This is a genomic window from Lacinutrix sp. 5H-3-7-4 (assembly GCF_000211855.2).
Lineage (GTDB): Bacteria > Bacteroidota > Bacteroidia > Flavobacteriales > Flavobacteriaceae > Lacinutrix.
In genome coordinates this window covers 1,545,705-1,559,136 of the sequence record NC_015638.1, presented here as the reverse complement: position 1 = coordinate 1,559,136, position 13,432 = coordinate 1,545,705, and the positions used below count along the sequence as shown (strand labels likewise).

Genomic DNA, 13,432 nt, shown 5'->3' with positions numbered 1-13,432 from the left:
TTAATTATTTTCAACTAGAGAATCTTTGAATACTTTTTGGGTTTTTAACCAGGCATCATATTCTTCTTGAGTTTCTACTATTATTTTCATTTGCATGTTGTAGTGTGATGTACCACAAATCTTGTTACATAATAATAGGTAATCAAATTCGTAACGCTCTAAACCTTCTTCTCCTTTGGCAACTAAAGCTTTACTTTTTTCAATTCTTATTTTATTAATGTTTGAAACTTTATCAATCATTTCTGGTGTTTCACGCATATCTGCAGTTGTTACAGTAGGTGTGAAACCAAATTGAGTTATCATACCAGGAACACAGTTCATTTGTGCTCTAAAATGTGGCATATACGCAGAGTGTAAAACATCTTGAGAACGCATTTTAAATAATACTGGGCGTCCAACTGGCAAGTGAAGTTCAGTTGTAATAATATCATCTTGAGCGTAAGGATCAGATTCATCTACACCTAATATATTAGCTCGGTCAATATCAATTAATCTAACATTAGCTTTACCTAAAGCATTATCTTCACCAGCATAACGTGCTTTCCAATTAAATTGTTGAGCATAAAGTTCTATTACTAGAGGATCATTTTCTGTACTTACATTCATTATTGTAGTCCAAGTAAATAAACCTTTTATAATTAATCCTGCTAATACAATAACAGGAATTATAGTCCAAATTGCTTCTAATTTATTGTTATCTGCATAAAAAAGAGCTTTTTTTCCTTTCTCTCCTTTGTATTTAAATGCAAAGTAGTGAAGTAAAAACTGTGTTATAGTTTGTACAAAAAAGATAACTATCATAGAGATAATCATTAAGCTATCTATATCTGGTCCATGAGCTGAAGCAGAGTTGGACATTAATGGTAAATCTCCATACATAGCAAAACACATAATAGTAATTACATAAATGAAGATTAAAAAACCTAACATTAAGTAACCATTAATTCTATTGTCTTTATCGTTTGCTATTTGATTATTTCCACCAGCTGAAACTGTTTGAGTTAAATCAAATATTTTAACCATTTGCCAGATTGCAACTAGTATGAATACTAAAACTAAAATTGATAATAAAGCCGTCATTGTTGTCGTTCTTCTTTATTGAATGTGTTATTAATAATGGAAATGTTCGCTTTCTTTTACAAAAGGATTTCTTGTTGGCTCTAATGGCGCTTTGGTAAGTGCTGTAAAGACAATAAAAATAAATAATCCTGCAAAGAATAACATTGAACAAATTTCTGGAATACCAATATACCATTGGTCACCAACTGTAGCTGGCATAATCATGTTAAATACATCTATATAATGACCTGCTAATATCATTACACCTGTCATTACAACAAACCATGGTATACGCTTATAATCACTGTTCATTAATAGTAATAATGGGAATAAGAAATTCATAGCAATCATTCCAAAGAAAGGTAATTTATAATCTTCGATTCTGGTTACAAAATATGTAACTTCTTCTGGAATATTTGAATACCAAATTAACATAAATTGAGAGAACCATAAATATGTCCAGAAGATACTAAATCCAAACATGAATTTTGCTAAATCATGTAAATGGCTATCATTAACTTTTGGCAATAATCCTTTTCCTTTTAAGTAAAGTGTTATTAAAGCTATAGTAGTAACACCGCAAACCATCATACCTGCAAATACATACCATCCGAATAATGTAGAGAACCAGTGTGGGTCTACACTCATAATCCAATCCCAAGACATCATTGATTCAGTATAAATAAAGAATACTAAAAATGCAGCTGAAATACGAAAAGTCTTTTTAAAGTTCTTGTTATCGTTTGCTTTGTCTTGTGCGATAGAGAATTTTCTAGAAAAGTATCTATATAGAGACCATCCAGCAATAAATACTAAACCTCTAATTGCAAATCCCCAAGTATTTAACCAACCTGTTTTTCCTTGAATTAATTTATCATGAGCTACAACATCTGGATCCATCCAGACGAAAATATTATAATGTCCAATTGTACCAGAAGCAACAGCTATTAATAATACAATTAGTGCTCCTGGAAGTAGATAAGCTGTAATACCTTCCATTACTCTTAATAATAAAGGAGACCAACCTGCTTGTGCAGCATATTGTATTGCATAAAAAGCTAATACACCTAATGATATCATCATAAAGAAAAATGCAGCAATATAAAATGCAGACCATGGTCTATTGTGCATTGCATGCATTACGTGATTTACATGTTTTGTGTGTTCATCTACGCTATCATGACTATCTGAATGTGCTTCAGTTTTATGAGTATCGTGAGTTCCTTCTGCAATATCATGAGTTTCTTTTACAGTATGATCTGTAGTAGTTTCACCATGTCCATCTCCGTGATGAGATTCGTTTGCTAACATTGTTTCAACTTCCTCAAATGTTACGTGAGATGATAGAAAACTATAACCTACACCTAATGCTCCAACGACCATTAGTATGATTGCAGTTAATCTTAGTCTATTTGAAATTTTGTATTCCATTATATAATCTTTAACTAAATCTTATTTTTCTAATTCTGCTTTCAATTTCAATACATACGCAACAACTTGCCAACGCTCTTCTTCGTTAAGTTGGTTTGCATAAGAACCCATTGTATTTTTACCGTAGTATATTGTATGATAAACTGATCCTGCAGTTATTGCTCTACCAGCATCATCATAACTAGGTACTCCAAGAATTTTTTCTCTTTTTACAAGTTTACCTTGACCGTTACCTTTATTACCATGGCAAATTGCACAGTATACTGCATATAAAGGTCCTCCTTTTTCGTAATCTACTTTTGTAGAATCAAGTTTCATTTGTAATGAATCTTTGGCTAGGTTATAACCTTCTGTTGTATTCTCTATATCAAAAGGTGTATAACCTCTTGATATGGTTCCTTCTGCTGGCAATTGTGCTTCAACACCATTTGCAAAAGCATCAGATTCTTGATATGTTTCGTAAGCTAATGACTCGTACATATTAGGCATGTATTCGTAATTAGGTCTTGAATCTTTTTTACAAGCTACAATAGACACTACTACTAATGCTAATATTGATATTTTAATAATGCTCTTCATTGTATAAAATTAATGCGCGTTATCTATTATATTAATTTCCACTGCACCAGTTTGTGATAATAAATCGTGCAATTCTTTTTCGTTTCCGTGAACCGGTATTTCCATTAAGAAATGATCATCTGTTGTTCTTGGATCTGGATTTTCGGCTTTTTTAAATGGCCACATTCTACTACGTAAGTAAAACGTAATTACCATTAAGTGAGCTGCAAAGAATACTGTTAATTCGAACATAATAGGAACGAATGCAGGCATATTTTCTAAGTAACTAAAACTTGGTTTTCCACCAATGTTTTGTGGCCAGTCTTCAATCATGATAAAATTCATCATTACAGTGGCAACTGTTATACCTACACAACCGTATAAAAATGATGCGATTGCTATTCTTGTTGGCGCTAATCCCATAGCCTTGTCTAGCCCGTGAACAGGAAAAGGCGTATATATTTCTTCAATGTGATGTTTTTTTGCTTTTACTGATTTTACAGCTGCCATTAAAACATCATCATCGTTATAAATAGCGTGAATTACTTTTGAAGTTTCCATATGCTACTTTTAGTTTATTAATTTTTTAGCTTGTCCAGACCAATCATCACGTTCTGCTCTACCTGGAAAAGAACCTGTAATTTCATCTAACAATGTATATTCTCTATTTGTCATTTTACTTACTTGTGCAAAAGTAAAAATACCGATACTATTTAATGTTTCTTCCATTTTTGGACCAATACCATTAATTACTTTTAAGTCATCTGCCGTTTGAGTTGCTGGATCAAATGTTCCAATACCTTCAAGTAAATTATTTACTTTAGTATCATCTTTCGCGAATGTTGGAGTAAGTGTTGTATCTTCTTTTAATGCATATACAGAAGTTCTTTCGTCTGAACCTGTTCCCATTAAACTATCTCCTCTTTCTCTAATGTTTTTATAACGTTGTCCAGAAGATTTTAAGATTGTTTTTACTTCGGCTTGTGCAATTACAGGGAATGTTCTAGAATATAATAAGAATAATACAAAGAAAAATCCTATTGTTCCTATAAATATACCAATATCTACAAACGTTGGAGAGAACATTGTCCATGATGATGGTAAATAATCTCTATGTAATGATGTTACAATAATTACAAAACGTTCAAACCACATTCCTATATTTACAACAATAGAAATTATAAAAGAGAACATAATACTTGTTCGTAATTTTTTGAACCACATAAATTGAGGTGAAAACACGTTACAAGACATCATTGCCCAATATGCCCACCAATAAGGTCCTGTTGCTCTATTTAAGAATGCATATTGCTCGAATTCTACACCAGAGTACCAAGCTACAAATAACTCAGTAATATATGCTACACCAACTATAGAACCGGTAATCATGATTACAATATTCATTAATTCTATATGCTGAACTGTAATGTAATCTTCAAGATTACATACCTTTCTCATTATAATTAAGAGTGTATTTACCATGGCAAAACCAGAGAAAATAGCACCTGCTACGAAGTAAGGTGGGAAAATTGTAGTATGCCATCCTGGTATTACAGATGTTGCGAAGTCAAAAGATACAATGGTATGTACAGAAAGTACTAATGGTGTTGCTAAACCTGCTAATACTAATGATACTTCTTCAAAACGTTGCCAATCTTTAGCACGACCTGTCCAACCAAAACTTAATAATGAATAAATTTTCTTTTGAAATGGTTTAATTGCTCTATCTCTAAGCATTGCAAAATCTGGCAATAAACCTGTCCACCAGAATACTAATGATACAGATAAATATGTTGAAATTGCAAATACATCCCAAAGTAGCGGAGAGTTAAAGTTTACCCATAATGAACCAAATTGGTTTGGTATAGGTAGAACCCAATATGCTAACCATGGACGACCCATGTGAATAATTGGGAATAATCCAGCTTGAACTACTGAGAAAATTGTCATTGCCTCTGCAGAACGGTTAATTGCCATTCTCCATTTTTGACGGAAAAGTAAAAGTACTGCAGAAATTAATGTTCCTGCGTGACCAATACCAACCCACCAAACAAAGTTAGTAATATCCCAAGCCCATCCAACGGTCTTGTTTAATCCCCAAGTTCCAATACCTGTTGATACTGTATAAATAATACAACCAATTCCCCAAAGAAAAGCTACTAATGCGATTGAAAAAACAATCCACCATTGTTTATTTGCTTTCCCTTCAACAGGAGCTGCGATATCGACAGTTACATCGTGATACGATTTTTCGCCTGTAACTAAAGGTCTTCTAATAGGTGCTTCGTAATGAGACGCCATAATCCTTTTATAATTGTTCGTTAATTAATTCTTTTTATGCTTTCGTGTTTCTCACTTTAGTATGATACTGAACATTAGGTTTAGTACCAACACTTTCTAATAAGTGATACATACGATCGTCTTTTAAAAGTTTTGCAACTTTACTATTTTTATCGTTAATATCTCCAAATACCATTGCTCCACTAGTACAAGCTGCAGAACAAGCTGTTTTGAATTCACCATCTCTAATCTCACGTCCTTCACGTTTAGCATCAAGTATAGTTTTCTGTGTCAATTGTATACACATAGAACATTTTTCCATGACACCACGAGAACGTACTGTTACATCTGGGTTAATAACCATTCTTCCAAGGTCATCATTCATAAAGTAATCAAACTCATCATTACCATTGTATAAGAACCAGTTGAATCTACGTACTTTATAAGGACAGTTATTTGCACAATATCTAGTACCTACACAACGGTTATATGCCATGTGGTTTTGACCTTGACGGCCATGTGATGTAGCCGCTACAGGACATACAGTTTCACAAGGTGCATGATTACAATGCTGACACATTACTGGTTGGAATGCTACTTGTGGATTATCTGATGCTGCTTCAAGTTCACCAAATCCTCCTAAAGAACCATTATCTCCAAATAATCCTGAAAATCCTTCTTTTTTAGCATCGTCTTGCTCGAAAGTTTCTTCTGAAGAATAGTATCTATCAATACGTAACCAGTGCATATCACGGCTACGACGAATTTCTTCTTTACCAACTACCGGTACGTTGTTTTCTGCGTGACATGCTATTACACATGCTCCACAACCTGTACAAGCATTTAAGTCTATAGAAAGGTTAAAGTGATGTCCTACTGAACGATCAAACTCATCCCATAAATCTACATCTGGTGAAGTTACTGGAGTTTCTTCATGATTTAAAGATACCATTGGAACAGCATTCCAAGCGCTTTTGTCCTTAGTATTAAAAATCTCTAAAGTAGTTTCTTTAATAATGTCTCCACGACCCATTAAAGTGTTTTGCAACTGCACACATGCAAATTCATGCATACCTGCTGCTTTTTTAACTGTAACTTCCTGAATGTTTTTAAAGTTCTGATATAATGCGTAAGCATTTTTACCAGTTTGCATTTCTTCTTTTAAACCGGCCGTTCTACCATAACCAAATGCTAAACCTACAGAACCTGCAGCTTGACCTGGTTGAATAATTACTGGCACTGTTAACTTGGTTCCATTAACAGTAACTTCGGCATAACTTCCATTTAATGCTCCTGTTGCATCATTTTCATTAACTATTTCTAGTCTTTGAGCATCTTTTGCAGAAATTGTTAAATAGTTATCCCAAGATGTTCTAGTAATAGGATCTGGAAACTCTTGTAACCATGGATTATTTGCTTGTTGACCATCACCCATACCTGTTTTGGTATACAATGTCAACTCCATGCCTTTAGATGTTGCGCTAGCTGCTAAAGCTCTAGCTGCATTTCCAGCTGGTATCTCCATATTGTCTTCAGAAACTTCAGAAGTTTCTTCTACTACATCTCCAGATGTTTTAGAAATAAAAGACCCATCGTGTAATGCTTGATTAAATGAAGCTCCACCTAAAATAGAAGTATTCCATACATTTTTTACGTAATCGCTATACTTTTCAGTATTTCCATTCCATAATAATAATGCCTCTTGAAATTGTTTAGTATCAAATAAAGGACGAATAGTTGGTTGTATTAAACCAAAATGACCTTTCTTTAATTCTACATCTCCCCAACTTTCTAAATAGTGAGGTGCAGCAGCGATATATTGTGACACTAAAGCTGTCTCATCTGCTTTCATTGAAAAGGCAACAGATAGCTCTGTATTTTTCAATCCTTTAGCAAAATCTGAAGCGTTTGGTAATGTATATAATGGGTTTACACCACTCATGATAATAGCTCCTACTTTACCTGCTTTCATATTGGCAACTAAAGTCATTACTTCTTTATCATTTCCTTGTCTTGTTTTAATTGGTTTTTTAGGATTAAAAGCCTTACTACTAAGAGCTTCGTTAATCTCTAAAACTACTGTTTGTGCGTTTATATCCTGTAATCCAGTAATAACAACACCAGCACTCTCTGCAACTCTTAATTCATTTGCTGCATTTACAACTGCTTTTTCAATATGAGCAGGTAAACTTCCTGAAAAAGTACTACCTGAAACTATTAAGCTATGTAATTTAGCTAAAGCAAGTTTTTGTTGATTTGGTGTTAAAGGAATACGCTTATCTGCGTTTGCTCCTGCAAGAGACATGTTAGATTCGAACTGAATATGACGAGACATTTTTCCTTTTTTAGGAACACGTCCTTGAGAGTATCCTGTATCAAAACCTCCACCTTGCCAATCTCCTAGGAAATCTGCTCCAAAACCAACAATTGTTGATGCTAAAGAAAAATCATAATCAGCTAAGCCTCTTTCATTATATTTTGCTTGAAACGCATCTAAAGCAGCAGATTCTGAAACTGCATCATAAATCACATGATTTACATTTCCATATTTTTCTTTAAATTCAGAAATCAACTTAGACGTTGATGGACTTGCAAAAGTTTGTGTTAATAATACTATTTGTTTTCCACTATCTCTTAAAGCGTTTAATTTTTGAGTTGTTTCAGAAGTAAAAGTAGACCAAGAAATAGCTGCATCGCCTTTCATAGGGTTCTTTACTCTTAAACTATCATACAATCCTAAAACTGATGCATTAACTCTTGCATTTGCGCCACCATCTGTAGCTCCAAGATTATTGTTTTCAATTTTAATTGGACGACCTTCTCGAGTTTTAACTAAAACACTTGCAAAATCAAAACCATCTGCAATTGTAGTTGCATAATAATTAGCAACACCAGGGATTATAGAGTCTGGCTGTACTACATAAGGGATTGATTTAATTACTGGTCCTTCACAAGCAGCTAAAGAAGCTGCAGCTGTACTAAAACCAACATATTTTAAGAAATCACGACGCGTTGTAGATGAAGACTCTAATGTTTCCTTGTCTCCAAGAAACTCATCAGTAGGAATTTCATTTACAAATTCGTTTTGTTTTAGCGTCTCAACAATAGAGCTATCTTTTAGCTCCTCAACACTTTTCCAGTATTTCTTGTTTGATGACATATTATATAATTGAATTACTTCTTAATTTATTTCTTATTTCGTTTAAACACATTGCTTCGCTATGTGTAACATCTATTCTCTCTTAATCGAGAGTCCCAGTGTTATAGGAATTATTAAAATACTATGCTTTTAATAATGACATTTTCCACATTCTAAACCACCCATTTGCGCTGCTGTTAATTCTTCAACACCGTATTTTTTAGATAATTGCTCGTGAATTTTAGTATAGTACTCGTTATCTTTAACTTTTACGTTTGTTTCTCTGTGACAATTAATACACCAACCCATTGTTAATGGAGCATATTGGTACATAATTTCCATTTCTTCAACTGGACCGTGACATGTTTGACATTCAACGCCTGCTACAGAAACGTGTTGTGAGTGATTAAAATATGCGAAATCTGGCAAATTGTGAATTCTCGTCCATTTTACCGGTTTGGTTTCACCTGTATATTTTTGATTTGCATCATCCCAACCAACTGCCGCATATAATTTTTTGATTTCGCCATCATAAAACGCTTTGCTATACTCTTCTGTAGCTGTAGATTCAGCGACTTCATAAATAGACTTATGACAGTTCATACAAACATTTAAAGACGGAATCCCTGAAGTTTTACTAACTCTAGCCGATGAGTGACAGTATTTACAATCGATACCATTATCACCTGCGTGAATTCTATGCGAATAGTGTATTTCTTGTACTGGCTCGTAACCTTGATTTACACCAACCTGCATAAAGTAACCATACACAAAATAACCTGCAGCTAACAAAAAGAAAATCGCTGTAACTAAAACCAAAAATTGATTTTCAACAAAAGCTTTCCAAAGTGGTTTTCTTGAAGACTTAGTTTCCAACTCCACACCTTTTTCATTTGCAAAACGGCGTAACGTTTTATTAACTAAAACTAACGCTATTGCTAATAAAGCGAACAATAATGCTAAAGCACCTAAAATTAAAGTATTTGAAGCACCATCGTTTGAAGGGTTTGAGTCAACACCTCCAACTACACCAGGTGTAACCGCCGGAGCCGCTTTTTCTTCAGCTGTGTAAGCTAATATATTGTCAATATCTGAATCTGATAATTGAGGAAAAGCAGTCATTGCAGTACCGTTGTACTCTTTATAAATCTTGTTAGCATAAGCATCACCAGACTTAATCATTCCTGCACTGTTTTTTATCCAAGCATAAAGCCATGCTCTATCTAAACCTTGCTCTTCTTCTAATCGAGCCTCTACATTTCTTAATGCAGGACCTGTCATTTTCTTATCTAATTTGTGGCATGAAGCACAATTTGCATTAAATAACGCCTTTCCAGCAGCAGCATCGCCATCTTGAGCTGAAAGGGAAGTAGAAAACGCTAGTATAAAAATTAAGCTTAACTGAAGAATATTAACGCCTAATTTGCGGTGAATCACCTGTTTCATATTGTTGATTGAATTTACTTCTAAACTTTGGTATGATTTTTTCATCTATACTTTAAAAATACAGTTATAAAAAACTTAGGCAAAAGTAATACTTAAAGTCCATTTTAGAAATCTTAAAGAAGTCTTAATTCCTAATTTAGAGAAATTCTAAATAAGAAAAAGTATTTGATTTCGTTTATAACTTTTACATTTGTAATAAATAGAACTAAAAAAATGAAGATTATTTCGACTAAAAAAATTAGCTTGTTTTTACTTTTAACTGCTGGCATTTATTCTGTTAGCAACGCGCAAAATGGCTCTTTAGACATTTCTCAAGATGAAGAAATTTCTAATTTATTAAAATTAAAAAAGGAAATAAACACAGAAGATAACGATACAAACCGTTATAAAATTCAAATATTTTCTGGCAGTCGAGAACGTGCTGAAAGCATGGAAAACAGTTTTGACAGCTCTTTTAACTCTTGGCCATCAAGTTTGGTTTATGAAACACCTAATTATAAAGTATGGGTTGGAAATTTTAGAACACGCTTAGAAGCAGATCGTGCTTTAATGAAAATTAAAAAGAAATTCCCTACTGGTTCTTTTATATTTAAACCTAAAAAGAAGGATTAATTTAGAACAAAAAATTAAAATTAAAAAGCCGTTTTCAATTGATTTGAAAACGGCTTTTTTATATTAATAAGTTTTTAAAACTATATTTTAATCACTTTATTTTAACTTCTTTTTTACTTCTACTTCATGGAATGCTTCTATAACATCACCTTCCTTAATGTCGTTATAGTTTTTAATTTGCATACCACAATCGTAACCTTTACCAACTTCTTTAACATCATCTTTAAAACGTTTTAATGATGCTAATTCTCCAGTATAAACTACCACACCATCACGTATTAAGCGTATTTTAGAGTTACGGTAAATTTTACCATTCATTACCATACAACCAGCAATTGTACCAACCTTAGAGACTTTAAACATTTCTCTAATCTCTGCTGTCCCAGTAACTTCTTCTTTAACTTCTGGAGATAACATACCTTCCATAGCGTCTTTAAGATCGTTAATAGCATCGTAGATTATAGAGTATGTTCTGATATCGATTTCTTCGGTATCTGCAACTTGTCTCGCGTTTCCAACTGGACGTACATTAAATCCTATAATAATAGCATCTGATGCTGTTGCTAACAATACATCACTTTCTGTAATTGCTCCAACGCCTTTATGAATAATATTTACATGAATTTCTTCAGTAGATAATTTTTGGAAAGAGTCTGTTAACGCTTCTACCGAACCATCAACATCACCTTTTAATATAATATTAAGCTCTTGGAAATCTCCTAATGCAATACGACGACCAATTTCATCTAATGTAATATGACGTTGTGTTCTAACAGATTGCTCACGTTGTAATTGTGCTCTTTTAGTTGCAATTTGCTTGGCTTCACGCTCATCTGCAAAGACATTAAATTTATCTCCTGCTTGTGGCGCGCCATCTAAACCTAATATTGAAACTGGTGTTGATGGTCCTGCTTCGGCTACATCGTTTCCACGTTCATCATGCATGGCTTTAATTTTACCACTATTTTTTCCTGCGAGTACGTAATCTCCTATTTTTAATGTTCCTGCTTGTACTAATATTGTAGAGACATATCCACGACCTTTATCTAAGAATGCTTCTACTACTGTACCAACAGCTGGTTTATTAGGGTTTGCTTTAAGTTCTAATAATTCTGCTTCAAGCAATACTTTCTCTAATAAATCTTTTACACCAGTTCCCATTTTTGCTGATATATCGTGCGATTGTATTTTACCACCCCAATCTTCAACTAATAAGTTCATGTTTGCTAATCCTTCTTTTATTTTTTCTGGGTTAGCATCTGGCTTATCTATTTTATTTATAGCAAAAACAATTGGTACTCCTGCAGCTTGTGCGTGAGAAATTGCTTCTTTTGTTTGCGGCATGATATCATCATCTGCTGCTGCAACAATAATTGCTATATCTGTTACTTGAGCACCACGTGCACGCATGGCTGTAAAGGCTTCGTGACCTGGTGTATCTAAAAATGCAATTTTTTGTCCGTTATCTAATTGTACTCCATAAGCACCAATATGCTGTGTTATACCTCCAGATTCTCCTGCAATTACATTTTCTTTACGTATATAATCTAGTAAAGATGTTTTACCGTGATCTACGTGACCCATTACTGTAACAATAGGAGCACGTTCAATTAAATCTTCTGGATTATCTTCAACTTCTGTTATTGACTCTTCAATATCTGCAGTAACAAACTCTACTTTATAACCAAACTCTTCAGCAACTATAGAAAGTGTTTCGGCATCTAAACGCTGGTTCATTGTAACCATCATACCTAAAGACATACATGCTGAGATAATTTGCGTTACACTAACATCCATCATGGTTGCAACTTCACTTGCTGTAACAAACTCTGTCACTTTAAGTATTTTACTTTCTGCTGCTTCAATTTGTTGATCAATTTCAGTTTGTTCTCTGTGTTGATCTCTTTTATCTCTTCTATATTTAGCGCCTTTTCCTTTGTTAGATTTACCTTGTAATTTTTCAAGCGTTTCTCTTACTTGTTTTTTTACATCTTCTTCACTAGGCTCTTCTTTTACAATATTTCTACGTCCGCCACCTTTTTTACCACGGTGTCTATCGTTTCCTCCTCTATTGTTTCCTCCAGAATTAGATTTATTATCTCCTGGTTTAGAGATACGACGACGTTTTCTTTTATTGTTATCGTCTGACTTTTTAGGGTCTTCTTTTTTCTTTTTAGGTTTATTAAATTGAGATAAATCAATTTTTTCTCCTGCAATTTTTGGCCCTGATAGTTTTTGATATTGGGTTTCTACAGTCCCTGGCTCATTAGCTTCTGGTTTAGCTTTTTCTGCTGGTTTATCAGCTTCTTTTTTAACCGGTTTAGCTTCTGGCTTTTTTGTTTGCAGTGGTTTTTTATCTTCTTTTTTAGGCTCTTCTTTTTTAGAAGTCGTTGGTTGTGATTTTTTCACCTCTTCCTTTTTTACTGGCTTTGGCTTTGAAGACTTTCTTTTATCTTCTAAATCAATTTTACCTACTTGCTTTGGCCCAGCTAAAGTTTTAGTTGCTTTAACAACTGCTTCTTTTTCTTTTTCTTTTGCTTTTTCTAGCTCCTTTTCTCTAGCTAATTCTTTTTCTTTAGCTATTGCAGCAGCTTTAGCTTCTTCGGCTTTTTGCTTTTCTTCTATCTCTTTTTCACGCTGAAGACGCAAGTCTTCTTTTTCTTTGAGCTTGGCTTCACTTACTGCTTGTGATTTCATTTTCTTACTAGCATCCGTCTCAAACTCATCTGAAAGAATCTTATAGGTTGCTTCAGAAATTTTTGTAGTCGGGCGCTTCTCTATTTCGACACCTTTAGAATCCAAGAATTCTACAGCACGATCTAGAGAGATATTAAGCTCACGTAGTACTTTATTTAATCTAATAGTTTCAGCCATAAATGTTGCCTTACTCTTTTAATTTACTTCAAA

The 13,432-nt window shown here is 33.7% G+C and carries 9 protein-coding genes; 1 reads left to right on the top strand and 8 read right to left on the bottom strand.

Annotated features, from left to right (window positions below):
- The 7 genes from LACAL_RS06880 to LACAL_RS06850 form a co-directional block, all read right to left on the bottom strand.
- Entirely contained in the window at positions 1-1,080 is a 1,080-nt protein-coding gene (locus LACAL_RS06880; RefSeq protein WP_013869996.1) for a cytochrome c oxidase subunit II, read from the bottom strand.
- 30 nt (positions 1,081-1,110) lie between these two features.
- Positions 1,111-2,490 carry a hypothetical protein gene (locus LACAL_RS06875; RefSeq protein ID WP_013869995.1) on the bottom strand — a complete coding sequence of 460 codons (1,380 nt, stop codon included), beginning with the start codon at positions 2,488-2,490 and terminating at the stop codon, positions 1,111-1,113.
- Positions 2,491-2,511: 21 nt separating this feature from the next.
- Positions 2,512-3,069, bottom strand: a complete 558-nt coding sequence (locus LACAL_RS06870; RefSeq protein ID WP_013869994.1) for a cytochrome c — start codon at positions 3,067-3,069, stop codon at positions 2,512-2,514.
- A gap of 9 nt (positions 3,070-3,078) precedes the next feature.
- Positions 3,079-3,609, bottom strand: a complete 531-nt coding sequence (locus tag LACAL_RS06865) for a DUF3341 domain-containing protein (RefSeq protein WP_013869993.1) — start codon at positions 3,607-3,609, stop codon at positions 3,079-3,081.
- A 9-nt stretch (positions 3,610-3,618) separates the two neighbouring features.
- Positions 3,619-5,349: an NrfD/PsrC family molybdoenzyme membrane anchor subunit gene (gene nrfD / locus LACAL_RS06860; RefSeq protein ID WP_013869992.1), complete on the bottom strand. Its 1,731-nt coding sequence runs from the start codon at positions 5,347-5,349 to the stop codon at positions 3,619-3,621.
- A gap of 34 nt (positions 5,350-5,383) precedes the next feature.
- Entirely contained in the window at positions 5,384-8,488 is a 3,105-nt protein-coding gene (locus LACAL_RS06855; protein ID WP_013869991.1) for a TAT-variant-translocated molybdopterin oxidoreductase, read from the bottom strand.
- A gap of 129 nt (positions 8,489-8,617) precedes the next feature.
- Complete coding sequence (locus LACAL_RS06850; RefSeq protein ID WP_013869990.1) at positions 8,618-9,958, bottom strand: c-type cytochrome; 1,341 nt, start codon at positions 9,956-9,958, stop codon at positions 8,618-8,620.
- 168 nt (positions 9,959-10,126) lie between these two features.
- Here LACAL_RS06850 and LACAL_RS06845 point away from each other — a divergent pair, with 168 nt between their 5' ends.
- The gene (locus LACAL_RS06845; RefSeq protein WP_013869989.1) at positions 10,127-10,525 is read left to right on the top strand and encodes an SPOR domain-containing protein; all 399 of its coding nucleotides are present in this window, start codon (positions 10,127-10,129) and stop codon (positions 10,523-10,525) included.
- 96 nt (positions 10,526-10,621) lie between these two features.
- Here the strand turns inward: LACAL_RS06845 and infB are convergent, their stop codons facing one another.
- Positions 10,622-13,399 carry a translation initiation factor IF-2 gene (infB, locus tag LACAL_RS06840; protein ID WP_013869988.1) on the bottom strand — a complete coding sequence of 926 codons (2,778 nt, stop codon included), beginning with the start codon at positions 13,397-13,399 and terminating at the stop codon, positions 10,622-10,624.
- Between the last annotated feature and the right edge of the window lie 33 nt (positions 13,400-13,432).